This window comes from Brevibacterium sp. UBA7493, from assembly GCF_002479565.1.
GTDB classification, from domain to species: domain Bacteria; phylum Actinomycetota; class Actinomycetes; order Actinomycetales; family Brevibacteriaceae; genus Brevibacterium; species Brevibacterium luteolum.
Map to the genome: position 1 here is coordinate 102,479 of NZ_DLOD01000003.1, position 19,294 is coordinate 121,772.

Annotated in this window: 15 protein-coding genes; 6 read left to right on the forward strand and 9 right to left on the reverse strand. The window is 65.2% G+C overall.

Annotation, left to right across the window (positions count from 1 at the left end; all coding sequences use genetic code 11):
* Positions 1 to 2 precede the first annotated feature (2 nt).
* The 3 genes from B4E96_RS01820 to B4E96_RS01830 form a co-directional block, all read right to left on the reverse strand.
* Positions 3 to 1,052 (reverse strand): ubiquinol-cytochrome c reductase iron-sulfur subunit, encoded by a 1,050-nt coding sequence (locus B4E96_RS01820; RefSeq protein ID WP_165882982.1) that lies wholly within the window; start codon positions 1,050 to 1,052, stop codon positions 3 to 5.
* A gap of 43 nt (positions 1,053 to 1,095) precedes the next feature.
* Positions 1,096 to 1,848, reverse strand: coding sequence for a c-type cytochrome (locus tag B4E96_RS01825; RefSeq protein WP_414632662.1), 753 nt, complete (start codon positions 1,846 to 1,848; stop codon positions 1,096 to 1,098).
* Between the two features lie 82 nt (positions 1,849 to 1,930).
* Positions 1,931 to 2,569 carry a cytochrome c oxidase subunit 3 gene (locus tag B4E96_RS01830; protein ID WP_259833249.1) on the reverse strand — a complete coding sequence of 213 codons (639 nt, stop codon included), beginning with the start codon at positions 2,567 to 2,569 and terminating at the stop codon, positions 1,931 to 1,933.
* A gap of 338 nt (positions 2,570 to 2,907) precedes the next feature.
* Here B4E96_RS01830 and trpD point away from each other — a divergent pair, with 338 nt between their 5' ends.
* Positions 2,908 to 4,017, forward strand: coding sequence for an anthranilate phosphoribosyltransferase (gene trpD, locus B4E96_RS01835; RefSeq protein WP_259856707.1), 1,110 nt, complete (start codon positions 2,908 to 2,910; stop codon positions 4,015 to 4,017).
* 13 nt (positions 4,018 to 4,030) lie between these two features.
* On the opposite strand, the gene B4E96_RS01840 is transcribed toward trpD, so the two are convergent.
* The gene (locus B4E96_RS01840) at positions 4,031 to 5,797 is read right to left on the reverse strand and encodes a DEDD exonuclease domain-containing protein (protein WP_259856709.1); all 1,767 of its coding nucleotides are present in this window, start codon (positions 5,795 to 5,797) and stop codon (positions 4,031 to 4,033) included.
* Between the two features lie 136 nt (positions 5,798 to 5,933).
* On the opposite strand from B4E96_RS01840, the gene B4E96_RS01845 reads away from it, so the two are divergent.
* Complete coding sequence (locus B4E96_RS01845) at positions 5,934 to 6,260, forward strand: hypothetical protein (RefSeq protein ID WP_217004927.1); 327 nt, start codon at positions 5,934 to 5,936, stop codon at positions 6,258 to 6,260.
* A 31-nt stretch (positions 6,261 to 6,291) separates the two neighbouring features.
* On the opposite strand, the gene B4E96_RS01850 is transcribed toward B4E96_RS01845, so the two are convergent.
* Both B4E96_RS01850 and B4E96_RS01855 read right to left on the reverse strand, forming a co-directional pair.
* Entirely contained in the window at positions 6,292 to 6,729 is a 438-nt protein-coding gene (locus B4E96_RS01850; RefSeq protein WP_102160014.1) for a hypothetical protein, read from the reverse strand.
* A gap of 1 nt (position 6,730) precedes the next feature.
* Positions 6,731 to 7,513: an alpha/beta hydrolase gene (locus B4E96_RS01855; RefSeq protein WP_286956210.1), complete on the reverse strand. Its 783-nt coding sequence runs from the start codon at positions 7,511 to 7,513 to the stop codon at positions 6,731 to 6,733.
* A 160-nt stretch (positions 7,514 to 7,673) separates the two neighbouring features.
* Between B4E96_RS01855 and B4E96_RS01860 the strand changes: the two genes are divergently transcribed.
* Positions 7,674 to 8,396 (forward strand): lysophospholipid acyltransferase family protein, encoded by a 723-nt coding sequence (locus B4E96_RS01860; protein WP_102160018.1) that lies wholly within the window; start codon positions 7,674 to 7,676, stop codon positions 8,394 to 8,396.
* 230 nt (positions 8,397 to 8,626) lie between these two features.
* Positions 8,627 to 9,202: a MerR family transcriptional regulator gene (locus tag B4E96_RS01865; RefSeq protein ID WP_102160020.1), complete on the forward strand. Its 576-nt coding sequence runs from the start codon at positions 8,627 to 8,629 to the stop codon at positions 9,200 to 9,202.
* Positions 9,203 to 9,309: 107 nt separating this feature from the next.
* On the opposite strand, the gene B4E96_RS13305 is transcribed toward B4E96_RS01865, so the two are convergent.
* The 3 genes from B4E96_RS13305 to B4E96_RS01880 all read right to left on the reverse strand — a co-directional run bounded on the left by B4E96_RS13305 (position 9,310) and on the right by B4E96_RS01880 (position 15,197).
* The gene (locus B4E96_RS13305) at positions 9,310 to 10,893 is read right to left on the reverse strand and encodes an AAA family ATPase (RefSeq protein ID WP_349680634.1); all 1,584 of its coding nucleotides are present in this window, start codon (positions 10,891 to 10,893) and stop codon (positions 9,310 to 9,312) included.
* A gap of 96 nt (positions 10,894 to 10,989) precedes the next feature.
* Positions 10,990 to 14,037, reverse strand: a complete 3,048-nt coding sequence (locus tag B4E96_RS01875; protein WP_286956213.1) for an AAA family ATPase — start codon at positions 14,035 to 14,037, stop codon at positions 10,990 to 10,992.
* Complete coding sequence (locus B4E96_RS01880; RefSeq protein WP_259844517.1) at positions 14,034 to 15,197, reverse strand: exonuclease SbcCD subunit D; 1,164 nt, start codon at positions 15,195 to 15,197, stop codon at positions 14,034 to 14,036. Before B4E96_RS01880 ends, B4E96_RS01875 begins: the two co-directional genes overlap by 4 nt.
* A 195-nt stretch (positions 15,198 to 15,392) precedes the next feature.
* Between B4E96_RS01880 and B4E96_RS01885 the strand changes: the two genes are divergently transcribed.
* The gene (locus B4E96_RS01885) at positions 15,393 to 18,794 is read left to right on the forward strand and encodes a pyruvate carboxylase (RefSeq protein ID WP_259836430.1); all 3,402 of its coding nucleotides are present in this window, start codon (positions 15,393 to 15,395) and stop codon (positions 18,792 to 18,794) included.
* On the forward strand, positions 18,787 to 19,290 hold the full coding sequence (locus B4E96_RS01890) for a peptide deformylase (protein ID WP_170274078.1): 504 nt from the start codon (positions 18,787 to 18,789) through the stop codon (positions 19,288 to 19,290). Before B4E96_RS01885 ends, B4E96_RS01890 begins: the two co-directional genes overlap by 8 nt.
* The last annotated feature ends 4 nt before the right edge of the window (positions 19,291 to 19,294 follow it).

Below are 19,294 nucleotides of genomic sequence, written 5' to 3' on the forward strand. Positions count from 1 at the left end.
CGTCATTCTACCGAAGTCTCCCTCATGTTGATCTCCCAGAAGGTCGGTCCGACGGGCTCAGGGAAGTCGCGCTGAGCCACGAGGTAACCCTCGTCGTCGACTGCGATCGGCAGCTGGGGCAGCGGGCGCTTAGCCGGTCCGAAGATGACCGCGCAGTGGTTGGTCACGTCGAAGGTCGACTGGTGGCACGGGCACAGCAGGTGGTGCGTCTGGTGCTCATACAGTGCGACGGGGCAGCCGACGTGGGTGCAGATCTTGGAGTAGGCGACGATGCCGTCGACGCCCCAGTCTTCCTTCTCGGGATCCGTGTTGAGCTCGCGTGGGTCAACGCGCATGAGGAGAACAGCGGCCTTGGCCTTCTCATCAAGCGGGTGCTCCGACTCGTGCATCTTCTCCGGGATCACGTGGAAGGCCGAACCGATGGTGACTTCTTCGGCGCGGATGTAGCGATCCTCTTCCGGAACCATGCCCGGGTCCTGGCACAGGCGCACGCCCGGACCCCAGAGGGTCTTGAACAGGCTGTCACCCGGCAGCGGTCCCAGGTCGCGGAAGACCAGGATCGCCGGCAGCGGAGCAAGCGCGACCGCTGCGATGAGGGTGTTGCGCAGGAACGGACGGCGGGCGATGCCCGACTCCTCCTTCGCCTGGTTGAGGATCTCAACGGCCACAGCCTGATCCTCTTCCGAGCCGGCGATGTCATGGCGGCTCTCGACGACCTCGGCGTCGGGGATGAGCTGGCGGGCCCACAGGATGACGCCGATGCCGATGCCGGCCAGGGCGGCCGTCGCAGTGATGCCGAACGCCGTGTTCTGCAGGCGCAGGTTGTTGTACGTACCCGGCTCTGAGTCGAACAGGAAGTACGACACGATGAAGCCGATCGTTCCGATCATCGACAGGATGAACCAGCCGGCGATCTGGCGTTCGGTGATGCGCTCAGCCTGCGGCGAGCTGTCAGTGACGCGTGGCTTGTGCTCGGGCAGACCAGGGTTGGTGTGCCCGTTCACCTGCTCGAGCTGGCTGCCGGCTTCGGCAGTGAGATGCTTCGAGGTCATTCGCTTCCTCGTCTATTACTCGATACGGATGAAAACTTGCGGGTTACTTCGAACGCGAGGACAGCCACATCGTGATGCCGATGACGCCTGCCAGGCCGAAGAACCAGATGAACAGACCCTCAGACACCGGTCCGAGCGAGCCCAGGGAGAATCCGCCGGGAGGGGTCTCCTCGGTGACTTCCTTGATGTAGGCGATGACGTCGCGCTTCTGCTCAGGGGTGAGGTTCGCGTCGTTGAAGATCGGCATGTTCTGCGGGCCGGTCTGCATGGCCTCGTACAGGTGCTTCTCGGAGACGCCGGAGAGGCTCGGGGCGTACTTGCCGCGGGTCAGTGCACCACCGGCACCGACGACGTTGTGGCACATCGCGCAGTTGGTGCGGAAGAGTCCGCCACCGGCTGCTGCGTCACCCTTGGAAGGATCCAGGTACTCGTCCTCCGGAACTGCCGGTCCGGGGCCGAGGGATGCGACGTAGGCAGCCATCTGACGGGTCTGCTCTTCGCTGAACTGGGGCTGCTTGACCTGAGCCTGCGGGCCCATCATCTGCAGCGGCATGCGGCCGGTGCCGACCTGGAAGTCGACAGCAGCGGCGCCGACGCCGATGAGGCCGGGGCCGTTCTCGGTTCCCTCACCGCTCATGCCGTGGCATGTCGCGCAGTTCGTGATGAAGAGCTTCTCGCCTTCCTTAACATCTGAGGCGGAGTACTCTTCAGCGTTCGCAGTGCTCGTTCCGGTGAATGCGGCGTATGCGCCTCCGGTGAGGAGCAGGCCGACGAGCAGGAGCACGACGAGTGCCATGGGGTGCCGGCGTCGTTCCGCTAGAAGCTTCACTAGTTAGTCCTTTTGTTGCAGTTGCCAGGGGTGAGGTCTTACGGGCGCGTCACATCAAGATGTAGATGACGAAGAACAGGCCAACCCACACGACGTCGACGAAGTGCCAGTAGTACGACATGCAGATGGCGAACGTCGCCTCTCGATGGCCGAAGCGCTTTGCGGCGTGGGCGCGTCCGATGACGAGCAGGAACGCGATGAGTCCGCCGAGCACGTGGAGGCCGTGGAAACCGGTGGTCAGGTAGAAGACCGAACCGTAGGCGTTCGAGTTGATTGCGATGCCCTCGGAGACGAGGGTGGCGTACTCGAAGACCTGGCCGCCGATGAAGATCGAGCCGAGGATGAAGGAGAGGTAGTACCACTCGATCATGCCCCACGAGCCGATGTTCATGAGCCCGCCGGTGCGGCGCGGCTTGAAGTGCTCAGCCTTGAAGACACCCAGCTGGCAGGTGACCGATGAAAGCACCAGGATCGACGTGTTGATCGAAGCGAACACGACGTCGTGCTTAGCGGTCTCCATCTCCCACATCTGGGGCACAACGGACCGGATGGTGAAGTACATGGCGAAGAGCGCGGCGAAGAACATCAGCTCGCTCGACAGCCACACGATGAACCCGACTGTCGTCGTGTTGGGCCTGTTTACGACTGGATGAACCGGCGCTGTTGAAGTTGCAGTGGCAGTAGACACGCCTCCATTATTACCCAGTCCGCAGGATAAATTCACCTTTTGCTCAGCTAGTTGAGTGAGTTTTTCTACAGCGTGTGGAATTTCCAGCGAGAACTCGCGGCCGGTCGGTTCGTCACGACTCTGCAACGTGCGCGTGTCGCGAACTCCGAACCGCGTCGAAACGGCATCGGCGCACATCAGCGGCCGGTCCCGAGGTGGGGGACGGGCGGAGGTTCGGATCGCCGCTTGCGCAGAGCCGCCGGTGAACGGGTTCGGTGTGCTGTGTGCGTGGCGCGTAGGATGTTCCGGTGACAGCCTGGCCGCTGTCCGCATGATCCGCACCAACTCGAAAGGCCCCTATGTCTGCCGTTCCTTCTGCAGCCGATGCTCCTGCCACCGTCTCCGGTGTGCGGGAGTGGCCGGATCTGCTCGTGGCTCTGATGAACAAGGAGAACCTCGACGCGGCGACCGCCGGGTGGGCGATGGACGAGATCATGTCCGGCAGCGTCCCGGATGTGACGATGGCGGCATTCCTCGTCGCCCATCACGCCAAAGGGGAGACGGTTGAGGAGATCACCGGCTTGGTCGAGGCGATGATGGGACATGCCGTGCCGCTGGAAGGCCTCAGCGATGCTGTCGACATCGTCGGCACTGGCGGAGACCGGGCCAAGACCGTCAACATCTCATCGACTTCCTCGTTCGTCATCGCCGCAACCGGCCAGCGTGTCGTCAAGCACGGCAATCGAGCGACCTCCTCGGCCTCGGGCTCGGCTGACGTGCTCGAAACGCTTGGACTTGTGCTCGATCTGACTCCCGAGCAGTCGCGGCAGCTTGCCGACGAGGTGGGGATGGCCTTCTGCTTCGCCAACGTCTACCACCCGGCCATGCGCTTCATCGCCCCGGTGCGCCGGGCGATCAAGGTGCCTTCGGCGTTCAACATTCTGGGGCCATTGACCAATCCTGCGCGCACCCGTGCCACGGCGATCGGTGTTGCGAGCAGGGAGATGGCGCCGCTGGTTGCCGGTGTTCTGGCCCGCCGGGGCGACTCGGCAGTCGTGTTCCGTTCACAGGATGGGCTTGATGAGCTGAGCAACACCGCAGTCAACGACGTCTGGGAGGTCCGCGACGGGGAGATCACGCACAGCAAGTTCGACGCTTGCAGCCTCGGCTTCGCGCGGGTGACCAAGGACGACCTGCGCGGTGGCGACCCGGCATTCAACGCCCAGGCCATCCAGAGCGTGCTGGCCGGTGAGCACTCGCCAGTGCGCGACATCGTCCTGCTCAACTCCGCCGCCGCACTCGTCGCTGCGGACCCGTCTGCCGAGGGGCCTTTCGCTGAGCGCCTTGCGGCGAAGATCGAGATCGCCCGCGAGCATCTCGACTCCGGCGCAGCGTACGACAAGCTGCAGGAGCTCATCGCCGCTTCCCGTCGTCTCTCAGGCCGCGACGAGGTGCCTGTAGAGGGGTGATCTGCTCAGCCCCTCACTGCGGGGCTGAGCTGCTCGTCGGGGCGAAGCCGCTGGTGTGCAGCCCGAATGCATGTCCGCATCGGGGTGCACACCAGGTTCCGGTGACCGACAGCAACTGGGTGCCCGACCGCTGCAGCCAGCGGAGCACGATATCGGTCTCCTCTTCATAGGTGCTGCCTGTGCCCGGAACCGGCTCATCGACATGCTCGCCCGTCAGCTGCAGGGCTGACACGACTTCTGGAATCCGGCTCGGATGCGCGACGTGCGCACTGCCTGCCAGTTTTCCGTATCGGATCAGGGCTACGTCGTCACCGGCTGCTGGGTTGCCGTACTCGCGCGGCTGGGCGGCGATGATCTCAGGCACGGCGTAGAGCCCGCGCCGCTGCTCATCGGACACGGTTGTGCGCAGCAGGTCAGCTGCGAGGTCGCGGATCTCAGCGGCGCGCTCGTATCGCTGCGTCGCGCTGGCGGCGATCATCGCCTCGCGGATCTGTTCGAGCAGTCCGGAGGAATCGCCGCTGAGAAAGGAGACGAGATCGGTCAGCTGGGTGAGGTACTCTTCCTGGCTCTGGCCGATGCACGGGCCGGCGCACCGTCCCATTTCAGCGGCTGCGCAGGGGGTTCGGCGGGCTGCGGCAGCCGACCGCGTGCACCGCTTGACGGTGACGACGCGTTCTAAGGTGTCCTTGATCCGCTGTGCGGTTGCCTGTGATCTGAACGGCCCGAGGCGGGGGTGCCGCTCCGGTCTATCGGCCGCAGGCGGAGTCCGCGTCACCGACAAGCGAGGGTACGGCTCGTCTGTCAGCCGCAGCCACGCGCGCTTATGGGCGTTCTTCGAACGCCGGTTGTACGGCGGCTGCAGCTCGGCGATGAGCCGTACCTCCCGGACATTGGCCTCAAGTACGGTCTCGCACACCAGTGTCGAGACTTCCTGTGTCGCGGTGATCATCTCGGTCATCCGTCCGCGTGTTTCTCCGGCGTTGAAGTACTGACGCACACGTGCGGCCATGTTCCGGCTGGTGCCGATGTACAGCGTGCGGCGCGAACCATCGAGGAACATGTAGACGCCTGGCAGTGCGGGCACATCGCGCGCCAGATGCGATTTCCGCTGGCGCTTCTGCCAGCCGGAGGTGCGCACGGTCCCCAGCTCTTCAAGGGTGGTGATCCCGTATGAGCCGAAGCGCTCGAACAGGTGGTGCAGGATCTCATTCGTGGCCCTGGCATCGTCGAGAGCGCGGTGAGTCGGTGGTGTCTGGGTGGCGAAGTGCTGCGCCAACGTTGCCAGCTTGTGATTGCGGACCTCGGGCCGGGGTACGACATGGCGTGCAAGGCGAACTGTGTCGAGCACGTGCGGGTTCGGCCACTGATAATCCAGGCGTGCGCACGCAGCCTTGAGAAACCCGATGTCGAATCCTGCGTTGTGGGCGACCAAGACAGCTCCGCGGCTGAACTCCAGAAAGCTCGGCAGCACAGCATGAATCGTTGGTGCTCCTGCCACCATTCCATTGGTGATGCCGGTGAGGCGCTCGACGAACGCAGAGATGACCGCCTGTTCGGGGCGCACAAGGGTGGAGAACTCACCAACCACCTCACCGCCTAGAGTTTTGACCGCACCGATCTCGGTGATCTCCTCGCGCTGCGCGTGGGCACCGGTTGTCTCCAGGTCCACAGTCACGAAAGTGACGTCGTGCAGAGGCGTGCCCACATCGGCGAAGGAAAGCTGCCCACTGCGGGGCTGCGAGGCCTGATCGAACAGCGGGGGCTGGTGGCTGGCTGGCATAGGAACATGATGTCACGCGCCGCAGACAACGCCTCGGACTGCGATGCAGTGATCGGATCGCCAGGCGATGTCAGTGGGTGCCCGTAGCGTCAATGGTGCACGTTCATCGACACAGCACTGACCTGAGGAGCTGACCATGATTGTCGAATGCACCCACCCTGACCACCTCATCGATGCCACCGGACGAATCGACTGTCCCGCCCCTAACTGCCTGGCAGCAGCAATCGACCGCAGCGACGTCGGCCAGCGGCCCAACCCGATGGATCGCCTGCCTGCTCAGCGTCCGGACTGGATTCTCTCCAGCCCGGACGTGCTGGAGGAGTGTGAGGTCGAGGCGCTGGCAATCCTCGGAGACGCAGGCCTCGTACCGCAGCTCGTCAGCCTCGGACCTGAAGACGCCACGACTGAGATGCGTCCTGCCGGCCTGCGCGGTTCAATGCTGCGGAACGCCAGAGGCGCCTGATCGGCTGCATCCGGAAGGCTGAGGGGAATACTCAGACCTGCGCGCCGTCACCGTCATCGGGTGAGCGGTACTGGGGGAGATGCCGAATCAGCACGAAGGTGCTGAGCAGTATCACCACGATGATCCCGACGAGCGCGTAACCGGGCAGCCCGCGAAACAGGAAGGCGCTGAGGACCAGCGCGCTGATGCCGCCGATGAGCCCGACGATGCCGAGCATGAAGAGCGGGGAGGCGGTTCGCCAGCCGACCGGTCCGGGATCCGGTGGCTGCCACTCCTCGTCCTCGGCTAGCGCGTCGCGGATCTCGTCCGAGGACATCTCCGGCACGAACCCCTGGTCGCGGTTGATGTCGGATACGAGATCCTCCCACCGCGTATCGTCAACACGCTCGCTGTCATCCAAGGCGTCCCACGTGGGCTCGAACTTGTCATCGTCTGATGAGGAGTGGTCGTCGCGTGAGGATGGAGACATCTCAGCTCGTCCGGACGCTGCTGTCGGTGTTCACGGCGCTGACGATCTCGCCCACGATGACATCTGCGTCGTAGTCGACTGCGGCCACGTGGTAGCTGCGGCGCAGAATGACGACACGCGGCGAGGTGAGCAGGGCGTTGCGCAGCAGACGAGCCGAGCGGGGGCGAACGACATGGTCGGTGGTCGAGATGCACAGCGTTGTCGGTGCCGACACCTGCCACAGGCGACGGCGCAGGTGTTTGAGCTCTTGGTGCAATGACGCCACTGCGGCCACCGGCGTCTGTGTATACGCGTGCTCGGCTGCTCCGGGCAGCGCGATGTCGCCGCCGATGCCGGGAACGGACTTGATGACGTGCCGAAGGATCGGTGTCAGCGGGGCCAAGGGGGAGTCGACGTATAGCGCTGGATTGATGAGCACGAGCCGGTCAACCAGGTCCGGATGGTCGGCTGCCAATGTCAGGGCCAGCGCTCCGCCCATCGACAGGCCGACCACGATGACGGTGTCGTGCTCGTCGGCGCAACCCATCAACGCTCTTTCAGCGTCGGCAAGCCAATCCTGCCAGCGGGTGCGGCTCATGTCCTGCCAGGTGGTGCCATGTCCTGCCAGTTTCGGCACGCTCACTGACACATCGGCCCGACTGGCAACCTCGCGCGCCACATCGGCGAAGACCGCCGGCGAACCGGTGAAACCGTGGAGGAAGAGGACAGCGGTCGACGAAGACTGCGAACTGATGTTGATCGCTGCATGGACGTCGTGCTCGTCGCCAGAGGCATTGTCGTACATGGGCACCAGACTGCCATATAAGGAGTGACTCTGACAGCGATTGAGCGCAGATCGACGATCGCGTGGGCGGGGGCGGGCGACCGCGAGCGTTTTCCTGCTCACCTCGGCGTTGTAGTAGTCTCGGATTCGTTCGTGACTCAGACTCGTCGAGAGGGGTCGAGTGTTCTACTGGCTGCTCAAGCGCATCATCGTCGGGCCATTCCTGCGTGCGCTCTTCCGCCCGTGGGTGCGCGGCTTGGAGAACATTCCCGAGTCCGGCGGGGCGATCATCGCCGGCAACCATCTGTCCTTCATGGACTCGATCTTCGTGCCGCTCGTCGCACCCCGACCCGTTGTGTATCTGGCCAAGAAGGACTACTTCACAGGCCGAGGAGTCAAGGGCACCGCAACGAGGTGGTTCTTCCGGCTGACGAACCAGCTGCCCATGGACCGATCCGGCGGTTCGGCGTCTGAAGCGTCGCTGCACTCCGGGTTGAAGGTCCTCAATGGAGGCAATCTCCTCGGCATCTATCCAGAAGGAACCCGCAGCCCTGACGGCAATCTTTACCGCGGGCGCACCGGCGTGGCGCGGCTCGTCCTCGAAGCCGGCGTGCCGGTTGTGCCGGTTGCACTCATCGGAACTGACAAGGTCCAGCCTGTCGGTCGGATGCTTCCGCGGTTGCGCCGGATCGGCGTGGTGTTCGGAGAGCCTCTTGATTTCTCCGAGTACGAGGGCATGGCCGGTGACCGATTCCTCCTGCGGTCGATCACCGACGACATCATGTACGAGATCCTCCGCCTGTCTGGTCAGCGGTATATCGACACCTATGCCTCGTCAGCCAAGACGAAGCTGCTGGCTGCGAAGAAAGCAGACGATCAGCCGTCCGGTGATGCGAAGGCCTGATTCGACTGGGGTTCAGCTGGCACGCTGGAGTCGAAAGTCGTTCGATTTCTTCGATAACGGCGACACGCGCAAATCGTTATCGGCAGGTGTTTGGCCAGGGGAAACTCAGCCAGTAGGTTCGATGTGTACGTTAACCCCGAGTCGCTCGAAGGTCATGCGGTAGAATTGTGACACTGCCGCAAACCGGAATGCGACTTCGCTTCCCCTAGGGGCTAAAAGGAGGAGTCGGTGTGAACCGCTCAAGTCAGGAACAGGCTGCTGCGCCCGCCGTGCCGCCTTCAGCTCAAGGTCTGCTGTTCGATGATGATCTGCCGAACCTTGACGAAGACGCGGGCTACCGCGGAACGACAGTCATCAAGGTCGTTGGCATCACCTACCGCCAGCTCGACTACTGGGCACGCACCGATCTCGTAGTCCCGTCGATCCGGACTGCTACCGGTTCGGGATCGCAGCGGCTCTACAGCTTCCGCGACATTCTCGTCCTCAAGATCGTCAAGCGCCTTCTCGACACCGGCGTGGGTCTCCAGCAGATCCGCACGGCAGTCGGGCATCTGCGCGAACGCGGTGTGCAGGACCTGGCCACGATCACTCTGATGAGTGATGGATCGAGCGTCTTCGAATGCACGTCGACTGACGAGGTCATCGACCTAGTGCAGGGTGGCCAGGGAGTCTTCGCCATCGCGGTGGGAAGCGTTTTCCGCGAAGTCGAAGGATCGCTGGTTGAACTGCCAAGCGAGCGTCCGGAAGACGAACTGCCGCTCGTCGATGAGCTTGCGCAGCTTCGTGAGCGCCGCAAGGCCAACTGAGCAACGTCGTCACAGCGAAGCGGCCGGGAGCAGATTGCTCCCGGCCGCTTCGCTTTTGCGTGGGGAAAGAGACTCCGGCTCGCAGCGGCCTGTGTCTCAGACGCTCCTCAGCGTCCGAACCACTTGCGCTTGCTGCTCTTCTCGCGTTCACGGCGCTCACGCAGCTCGCGCCGGGTGAGGAACGCTTCTTCGCCTCCGGCGGGCTCGTGGATCTGAGCTGGGCCGGTATCAGTATCGACGAGAGGCATAGCGGCAGTTTCGACGCCCAAATCGTCCTGCTGTGACGACGGCTGAGCGGGTAGCGCTGACACCGATGTCCCGGTGAGCTGGCTGCCGACGGTTGGAGCTGAACGCGGCTTCGGCGGCTGTCCTCCCATCGGTGACTGCGGGCGAACGCCGTTGGTCTGGGAAGGGCCCTCTTCACGCGCCTGCACTTCAGCGGCTGAATCAGGACCGCCGTCTGCGCCAGCCTCGGTCAAGGCTCCTGGCGTGCCCTTAGCGTCCTGTTCTTTCGACGAACGGGTTTCTTCGGCTGAATCGGACTCAGTTGGCGCAGCCGAGGGCTTCTCATCTTCGTCGCGGTCCTGCTCGGCTGGCTGTTCGGGTTCGCTCTGCACATTCGGAGCCGAGTCATGCTCGGTGTCGACGTCTGTCGGCTTCTGACTCTCTTCGCCCTTTTCAACAGGTGTTCTGGTGGTGGGTTCTGCCGGTTGAGTCGCGGGCTCTTCAACCGCGCCTGCGCGATCCTGAGCACCGACATTCTTCTGCGGCGTCATCGGACCCTCGTCTGGTACGGCGTCTGCTTCGGGCTTCTGCGTATCGCCAGAGCTGTCGGCTACTGCGGTTGAAGACGCTGGGGTGGCCTTGGCGTCTGCTTTGCGGCGGATGCGTTCTGAGCGCAGCGCGCGGTCGAGGATCTTATCGAAGGCTGCGGCGAGCTCAGCTGCCGGCTTGCCTGGCCAGGAGTGGATTGGACGTGCTGATCCCTGAGCCTGCTGCAGCACAGTGCGTTCGGGAATCGGCGGGTTGACCACCAGTGGGCCGAACATCTCGCGCAGCTCTTCGATGCGGTAGGAGTGCTCCCGGGACTGCAGCCTGGCGCGATTGACGACGATTCCCAGCGGCTGCAGGTCACTAGCGGTGCGGCGGCGCAGTTCGTCGGTGGCACGCAGTGCGCGGTCGGCGGCTGCCACCGAGAAGAGCCCGGGTTCGGTCACGATGAGCACACGGCTGCTGGCGGTCCAGGCCGCGCGGGTGAGGCCGTTGAGCGATGGCGGGCAGTCAATGAGGACGAGACGGTAGCCGGTGCCGGCCTTATGGATGGCCTCCGACAGTCGGCGCAGGTAGCGCAGCGACAAGGTGGGCTGGTCGAACTCAGCGACACGCGGTGACCCGGAGATCACGTCGACATGTCCACGCTGTTCGCCGACCCATCCGCTGGGGACGACGGCGCGTTCGAGAATCCGCTTGCGCGGTGCAGCGAGCACGTCGGCGATGTCGACTTCGGTGCGCACGGGAATGTCGAGACCTGTCGAGGCATCCGCCTGGGGATCCATATCGATCACCAGGGTCGGGATGCCGCGGCTGTAGGCAGCAGAGGCCAAACCGAGGGTCACCGAGGTCTTTCCGACCCCACCTTTAAGACTAGAGACGCTGAGCACAAGCACACTCTTACGGTATCCGATCTGCACATCGCGGTCACGGACATCGCACGGCAGGTGGCCACCAGTTTGAACAGATCACCAGTTGTGCCGGGCTCAGGCGGTCTGACCTCGGAGCAAGCGCCCTTAGCTGTCGGGGGAGGAGCGGTGTGTGATTGTCGATCCGGTGGCGCTTCGCTCGATGCGCAACTGCTGGGGAATCGACTGGAGCATGGACTGCACGTGGGAGATGACTCCGACGCAGCGGCCACCTGCGCGCAGCTCGTCCAGGACTTCCATCACTTGGGCCAGTGCGTCGGGATCGAGCGACCCGAATCCTTCGTCGATGAACAGCGAATCCAATCTGATGCCGCCGGCTGCGGCCGCCACGGTGTCGGCCAGCCCGAGCGCCAGGGCCAATGAGGCCATGAATGTCTCGCCTCCGGAGAGTGAGCGGGGATCGCGCGGTTCGTCGGTGAACGTATCGAGCACTTGCAGGCCGAGGCCGGCGCGCTTCTCCCGTCGGTGCAGGGAGAGGTCGTGGATGAGCGTGAACCGACCGCCGCTCATCGTCTGCAATCGTTCGGAGGCATTATGTGCGACTTCGACGAACAGCGACAGCAGGGCATATGAGCTCAGCGGCAGCCGGTGAAGGTTGTCAGCGGAGGTGGCGCGCACGATGCCATCAAGGGCGACGTCTCCACGGCGCTGTGCGACCTCGGCTTCCACCTCGGCGGCGGTGTGCAGGAAGCGCTCGCGCAGCTGGACGAGATCCGCGGCATCATGTCTGTGCACCGCCAGCAGCTGACCCAGATGCTCGGCGTCGGAGGCGGCGGTCGTGCGCTGCTCAGCGGTGACGGCGACACTGCCTGTCAGCTCCTCGTCTGATGCTGTGTCAGCGCAGGCGGGCGAGTACCAGTCCTGGCTTGTCAGCTCTGCGATCCGGGCGGCCTCATCAGCAGCGGCGCGCAGAGCGCTGTCGACTCCAGCCTTATCGATCTGGCGGGCTTCCCGATAATCGTTTCTGTCGGTGAAGCCGGCCTCAGTCAGTGCCGTCTCAAACGCGTCTCGGCGTTCGGCCGACTCGGCGGCTGTGTCTTCTCGCTTCGTCTGTGCCTGGATCAGCGTTTCACCGGCATTGCGCAAGCGCTGCAGCTGAGCTGCGCACTCCTCAGCAGCCGCGGAGGTATCGGGGGTTTCGAACCCGAACGGATGCAGAGCCGCTGCTTGGTCGCCTGAGACCACGTCATCGAGCTGCTTCAACTGGCCGCCGACTGCCGACAGCTGGGTGGCGCTTGTCTGGGCGTCTTCCCGAGCTGAGGCCTGCTGCTGTTCGAGCGCGACTCGCTTCTGCCGCAGTTCGTCACGCTCTCTGCGTGCCTGATCGAGCTCGCGAAGTGTCTGTGCGGCGGTGTCGCGTGCCTGAGTGAGTTCGGCAACCGAGACAGCTGCGTCCTCACCTGCCAGCTCGTCGAGGCTGCGGGTCAGGGCAGTGATCCGGGCGCGCGACTCTGCCAGCGTGCTGCGTGCGGTATTGGTGGCGTTCTGCGCCTGAGTCCACGCGTTCAGCGCTGCGTCCTCGTCAGATTTCGTCACCGTGTCGTCGGTGGGCTTTGCCGGTGCGGGATGTTCGGTGGCACCGCAAACGGAGCACGCGTGTCCCGATGTCAGCTCAGCAGCGAGTTCTGCTGCGATACCGGCCAGACGGGTCGAACGGATGCGGGCGTAGGTGTCCTTGGCGGCGGATTCCTCGGCCTGCCTGTCCTTCAGCGCTTCCTGCTGTTTGTCGCGCTGCTGCTCGGCAGCGGTGATCTCGTCGCCGCGCTGCTGGCGGATCGCAGCGGCTTCCAGTGCGCGCAGCAGCCGGTCGTATTCCCGCTGGACGTCACTGCGAGTCTCAAGCCGGGCGTTGAGCTCATCAAGTGCGGCATCCTGGGCAGCGGCTTTCTCCTCCAGTTCGGCCACCCGGCCGGCTGCGGCCGTCTGCTTCTGCTGGAGGTCGGTGCGCTCACGCCTGAGGTCAGCGACGCGTGTCAGGTGCGTGGCGATGCTGGCCGCCGCGCGCTGACCGTCGCCAGCTGCCTGAACGATATGTTCGGCAGAGGTGGTCTCAGGCTGGCGGGGGAGTGCAGAAAGTTCTGTGCTGAAAGCCGTCAGCGCTGCGGTGTGGTGCCTCTCTGCCGCTTCCTGTTCGCGGACGGCACAGTCAGCTTCACGTCCGTACGGTGCGACGCTCTCTGCCTTGATCGCCTGGCGTTGCAGCTGGGCCAGCCGTGCGCGCTCGTCAGCAGAGGTGGCGTAGGCCTCCTGCCGGCTGCGCAGCTGTGTGAGCTTCTCACGGTCAGCCTGACGTGCCGCTGCTGCGTCGGCAGCCGCTTCGGCATCGGCAGAGCGCGTGCGCGCAGACTGCAGCACCTCAGTGAAGACGTCGATCCGTTCGCGCACGACACTGACCGCCGCCCCCAGCACGGCATCGACATCGGCGACACTCGGATGGGCCGCGGTCGGGATCGGCAGATCCTCGCCGCAGCTGCCCTGCGCCTGGCGCATGAGCGTCTGCCGTTCCTGTGACACGGCATCGAGTGCGGCACGCGCCTGCCGGGCCCGTGCCTCGAGGATCGACTCCAGATCCGTGAAGTGCTCGGTGTTGAACAACCGCCTGAGGATGGGCTCGCGTTCGATCGGATCTGCCCGCAGGAAACGGGCGAACTCGCCTTGGGGGAGCAGCACGATCTGCATGAACTGGGCGGCATTGAGCCCGAGCACCCGGTTGATCTCCGCCTGCACCTCCGACACGGTGCGGCCGATCCCATCCCAGTGCCCCGACTCCGGGTTGAACACCGACAGCTCAGCGGTCGCCTTCGCCTCGGTCATACCGGTGCCGCGCTTCTTGGGGCGCATGTAGCGCGGGCTGCGCCGGACTCTCCAGCGCCGTGCCTGCGCAGTGAATTCGACCTCGACGTAGGTCGGGGTGTCAGGATCGGCGTAATGGCTGCGGTAGTCCTCAGCGTCGCTGCGCGCCCCGGGCACAGTGCCGTAGAGCCCGAAGGCGAGCGCATCGAGGATCGTCGTCTTGCCTGCCCCGGTCGGACCGCTGATGAGGAACAGACCATCAGCACCGAGCTCGTCGAAGTCGACGGCCTGTGCGCCGGGGAACGGACCGAAAGCCTGCATCTGCAGCGAGTTCATCCTCATGACGTCGCCTCCCGCAGCTCCAGCAGCGCTGAGTCGAAGCGGGCGAGATCCTCGACATCAGCCGGCTGTCCGGTGACATGGGAGATGAAGTCGGAGAACACCTCGCGGTCAGTGCGTTCGACGCTGCCCTGCGCTGCTGCTTCATGTGCCTGTGCAGGCTGTGCGGCATTGACCCAGGTCATCTTGATGAGCTGCGGGAAGGTCTCCTTCAGCCGGCCGAGTGCCCCGGTCACCCGAGCCGGGTCGGTCAGCTCGGCAGCCACGAGGGTTTCGGTGAGATCTTCGCCATCGGCACGTGCCGCCCGCCCGGTCTCGAGCACCTCCTCAAGCGTGCCGCGCAGGGTGCGCACATCGCTGAAAGCAGGTAGGGCGATGCTCTCGACGCTGAGCTCCGGGCCCGAGGTGTCGAGCAGCAGCATCCGCTTGGGTGTCTTGGCCTCGGTGAAGGAGTACGGCAGTGGGGACCCGGAATACCGGACGATGTCGGTGACGTCCTGGGGCCGGTGCAGATGCCCGAGAGCCGCGTAATCAGCACCGGCGAAGACATCAGCGGAGACGACCGAGACGCCACCGACGTCGATCGAGCGCTCCGATTCGCTGGCCAGCGACTGCCCGCCGACGAAAGCGTGAGCTGCGACGATGAGGAAGGCGTCTGGGTACCGCTGCTGGTGATCGGTGCGGATGAGGTCCATGACGTGTGCCAGCACCGCCTCATGGCTGCGGGCACACCCGAACTTCCCGGCCACCAGTCCAGGTTCCAGATACGGGATCCCGTACACCACCGCCTCGGGCGAGGACGCACTTCCGCCCAGCAGCACCGGCCACGTGAGATCGGAGATCCGGGTGCGGATGTGCAGGCCGGCATGATCGAGGGTGCGGCGCCCGTGGCCGAGCCGCATGAACGAATCGTGGTTGCCGCTGGTGGCGATGACCCGGACTCCGGAATCGAGGAGCGCAGTGACAGTCTCATCGAAGTTCGTCAGAGCATCAGCCGGAGGGATCGCTCGATCGTAGACGTCCCCGGCGACAAGCACTGCGTCGATGCGCTCGGCAGCGACGACGTCGAGCAAATGGTCGAGGAACGCACGCTGCGCGGCGGTCTGGTCGACACCGAAGAAGGTGCGCCCCAGATGCCAGTCAGAGGTGTGGAGGATCCGCATGCTGCCAGCCTAGCCAAGACCACGGACACCGCTTCGACGTCAGGCCGGTCACATCCGCGCCCGGCCCTGCCCGTACACTTGGAGCAGCAAACTGGAACCTGTGCACGGTGGCGGAAACCGCCCTGAGTACAGTTAGGAACCGATAAAGGAATTCCGCCGACCATCCGTCGGCGCCGAGAGGAACGGTCATACCTGATGTTCTCCAAAGTTCTCGTTGCCAACCGCGGTGAAATCGCGGTTCGCGCATTCCGTGCCGCCTACGAACTCGGTGCCTCCACGGTTGCCGTCTTCCCCTATGAGGACCGCAATTCGGAGCATAGGCTCAAGGCTGACGAAGCCTACCTGATCGGCGAGGAGGGCCATCCCGTCCGCGCCTACCTCAGCGTCGACGAGATGATCCGCGTCGCCAAGGAATCCGGCGCTGACGCGATCTACCCCGGTTACGGATTCCTCTCCGAGAACCCCGATCTCGCCCGTGCCTGCGAGGAGAACGGCCTGACCTTCATCGGCCCGTCGGCTGATGTGCTCGAGATGGCCGGCAACAAGGTCCAGGCCCTCGACGCCGCCCGCCGTGCCGGGATCCCGACCCTCGAATCGACCCGCCCATCAGCCGATATCGATCAGCTGCTCGGTGAGGCCGAGGGCATGGAGTACCCGCTGTTCGTCAAGGCCGTCGCCGGCGGCGGCGGACGCGGCATGCGCCGGGTGGCGAACAAGACTGAGCTCGTCGACGCACTCAAGGCCGCCATGCGCGAAGCCGAAGGCGCCTTCGGTGATCCGACTGTGTTCATCGAGCAGGCCGTGCAGCGCCCGCGCCACATCGAGGTGCAGGTGCTGGCCGACAACAACTCCGAGGCTGTGCACCTCTTCGAGCGCGACTGCTCGATCCAGCGCCGCCACCAGAAAGTCGTCGAGATCGCCCCGGCCCCGCACCTTGATGAGGAGATCGCCGAGGCGCTGCGCAACGACGCCCTCGCCTTCGCCCGCGCGCTGGGCTACCAGAACGCCGGCACCGTCGAGTTCCTCCTCGAAACCGAAGGACCGCGCTCCGGCAAGCACGCCTTCATCGAGATGAACCCGCGCATCCAGGTCGAGCACACCGTCACCGAGGAGATCACCGACGTCGACCTCGTGCAGTCCCAGATGCGCATCGCCGCCGGTGAGTCACTCGCCGACCTCGGCCTGACCCAGGATGCCCTGCGGATCAAGGGTGCAGCCCTGCAGTGCCGCATCACCACCGAGGACCCGGCGAACTCCTTCCGTCCCGACACCGGCACCATCACCGCCTACCGTTCCGCCGGCGGCGCCGGTGTGCGCCTCGACGGCGGCACCGTCTACGCCGGGGCCGAAGTCTCGGCCCACTTCGACTCGATGCTCGTCAAGTGCACCACCCGCGGCCGCGACTTCGAACAGGCCGTCAACCGCGCCCGCCGCGCCATCGCCGAGTTCCGGATCCGCGGTGTGGCGACCAACATCGGCTTTCTGCGTGCGGTGCTCGATGACCCCGCCTTCATGCGCGGAGACCTGTCAACGACCTTCATCGAAGAGCGGCCCCACCTGCTGGAGGCCAAGGTCGGTGCCGACCGCGGCTCGAAGCTGCTGGAATTCCTCGCCGATGTCACCGTCAACAAGCCCAACGGCGACTCGCCGGTCTACCTGAGCCCCAGCGAGAAGCTCCCGGAGGTCTCCTTCGACGCAGACCCGGCGGCCGGCTGGAAGCAGACGCTCGACGAGCTCGGCCCCGAAGGATTCGCCCAGCGTCTGCGCCAGGAGAAGACCCTCGCGGTGACCGACACGTCCTTCCGCGATGCGCACCAGTCCCTGCTGGCCACCCGCGTGCGCACCAAGGACCTCCTCGACGTCGCCCCGTACGTCGCCCGCATGACCCCGCAGCTGCTCTCCGTCGAGTGCTGGGGCGGAGCGACTTACGACGTGGCACTGCGCTTCCTCGCCGAAGACCCGTGGGAGCGCCTGGCGAAGCTGCGCGAGGCGATGCCGAACATCAACCTGCAGATGCTGCTGCGCGGCCGCAACACTGTCGGCTACACCCCGTACCCGACCGAGGTCACCGATGCCTTCATCGACGAGGCCACCCGCACTGGTGTCGACATCTTCCGCATCTTCGACGCCCTCAACGACGTCGAGCAGATGCGCCCGGCCATCGAATCGGTCCGCAGTACCGGCTCGGCCGTCGCCGAGGTCGCGCTGTGCTACACCTCGGATCTCAACAACCCCGATGAGAAGCTCTACACGCTCGACTACTACCTCGGCCTGGCCGAGCGGATCGTCGAGGCCGGCGCCCACGTGCTCGCCATCAAGGACATGGCAGGCCTGCTGCGTCCGGCGGCAGCCACCAAGCTGGTGACCGCGCTGCGGAAGAACTTCGACCTGCCCGTCCACGTCCACACCCACGACACCGCCGGCGGCCAGCTCGCCACCCTGCTCGCCGCCTCGGCAGCGGGTGCCGACGCCGTCGACGTCGCCAGCGCCTCGGTCGCCGGCACCACCTCGCAGCCGTCGATCTCTGCGCTCGTGGCCGCACTCGAGCACACCGACCGGGACACCGGCCTGTCGCTCAAGAGCGTCGAGGACCTCGAACCGTACTGGGAGGCCGTGCGCAACGTCTACAAGCCGTTCGAATCCGGCCTGCCGGGACCGACCGGACGCGTCTACCGCCACGAGATCCCCGGCGGGCAGCTGTCGAACCTTCGCCAGCAGGCCAACGCACTCGGCCTGGGGGAGAAGTTCGAGGAGATCGAGGCGATGTACGAAGCTGCCGACGACATCCTCGGCCACCTCGTCAAGGTGACCCCGTCATCGAAGGTCGTCGGCGACCTCGCCCTGCACCTTGTGGCAGTCGGCGCTGACCCGAAGGAGTTCGCAGACAACCCGGCGAACTTCGACATCCCGGACTCGGTCATCGGATTCCTCTCCGGTGACCTCGGCGACCCGCCCGGCGGATGGCCCGAGCCGTTCCGCACCAAGGCTCTCGACGGCCGCTCCCACAAGCCGGCCACCGAGGACCTCTCCGCGCACGACGCCGAACTGCTCACCGAGCCCGGCCGCACCCGCCAGGAGACCCTCAACCGGCTGCTGTTCCCCGCCCCGACGAAGGAATTCAACCGGATGCGGGAGACCTACGGCGACCTGTCGGTACTGGAGACCCAGGCCTACCTGTACGGACTCGACGAAGGCGAAGAGCACTCCGTCATCATCGAGAAGGGCAAGGCGCTGCTCATGGGCGTCCAGGCCGTCGGCGCCGCTGACGACCGCGGCATGCGCACCGTCATGTGCACGCTCAACGGCCAGCTGCGCCCGATGTCGGTGCGCGACCGCTCCATCGAGGTCGACGTCGCCACCGCTGAGCGCGCCGACACCTCCAACCCCGGCCACGTCGCCAGCCCGTTCGCCGGCGTCGTGACCCTGCAGGTCAAGGTCGGCGACGAGGTCAAGGCCGGCCAGACCGTTGCCACCATTGAGGCGATGAAGATGGAGGCCTCGATCACCAGCCACATCGACGGCACCGTCTCGCGTGTGGCGATCGGCGAAGTCCAGCAGCTCGAAGGCGGCGACCTCGTCGTGGTGGTCGATGGCTGAGCGGGAGATCCGCTGCTACGGCGACCCGGTGCTGCGCACCCGCTGCACTGAGGTGACGGTCTTCGACGACCGCCTGCGGCGCATGGTCCAGGACCTCGCGGACACGACCGTGCCCGAGGGCCGGGCCGCCGTGGCAGCACCCCAGATCGGGATGGACAAGCGGATCTTCGCCTACCACCTCGACGGACGGATCGGCCATGTCATCAACCCCGTCATCGTCGAAACCGGCGGCGAGCTGCGCGATATCGACGAAGGCTGCCTGTCCGTGCCGGGACTGTGGTTCCCCACCCCGCGCTGGGAGTACGCCGCCGTCACCGGGCTCAACGTCGAAGGCGAGGAGATCCGTGTCGAAGGCGAGGAGGTCTTCGCCCAGATGCTGCAGCACGAAACCCAGCACCTCGACGGCATCGTCTACATCGAGACGCTGCCAGCCGAGCGCCGCAAGCAGGCACTTAAGGCGATCCGCCGGACCGACTGGTTCATGGCAGGCCGCTGAGACC

Excerpts from the sequence above, each read along its gene's own strand:
- B4E96_RS01820 (WP_165882982.1), bottom strand. The coding sequence starts at position 1,052 with ATGACCTCGAAGCATCTCACTGCCGAAGCCGGCAGCCAGCTCGAGCAG.
- B4E96_RS01825 (WP_414632662.1), bottom strand. The coding sequence starts at position 1,848 with ATGGCACTCGTCGTGCTCCTGCTCGTCGGCCTGCTCCTCACCGGAGGC.
- trpD (WP_259856707.1), top strand. The coding sequence starts at position 2,908 with ATGTCTGCCGTTCCTTCTGCAGCCGATGCTCCTGCCACCGTCTCCGGT.
- B4E96_RS01840 (WP_259856709.1), bottom strand. The coding sequence starts at position 5,797 with ATGCCAGCCAGCCACCAGCCCCCGCTGTTCGATCAGGCCTCGCAGCCC.
- B4E96_RS01845 (WP_217004927.1), top strand. The coding sequence starts at position 5,934 with ATGATTGTCGAATGCACCCACCCTGACCACCTCATCGATGCCACCGGA.
- B4E96_RS01850 (WP_102160014.1), bottom strand. The coding sequence starts at position 6,729 with ATGTCTCCATCCTCACGCGACGACCACTCCTCATCAGACGATGACAAG.
- B4E96_RS01855 (WP_286956210.1), bottom strand. The coding sequence starts at position 7,513 with ATGTACGACAATGCCTCTGGCGACGAGCACGACGTCCATGCAGCGATC.
- B4E96_RS01875 (WP_286956213.1), bottom strand. The coding sequence starts at position 14,037 with ATGAGGATGAACTCGCTGCAGATGCAGGCTTTCGGTCCGTTCCCCGGC.
- B4E96_RS01880 (WP_259844517.1), bottom strand. The coding sequence starts at position 15,197 with ATGCGGATCCTCCACACCTCTGACTGGCATCTGGGGCGCACCTTCTTC.
- B4E96_RS01885 (WP_259836430.1), top strand. The coding sequence starts at position 15,393 with ATGTTCTCCAAAGTTCTCGTTGCCAACCGCGGTGAAATCGCGGTTCGC.
- B4E96_RS01890 (WP_170274078.1), top strand. The coding sequence starts at position 18,787 with ATGGCTGAGCGGGAGATCCGCTGCTACGGCGACCCGGTGCTGCGCACC.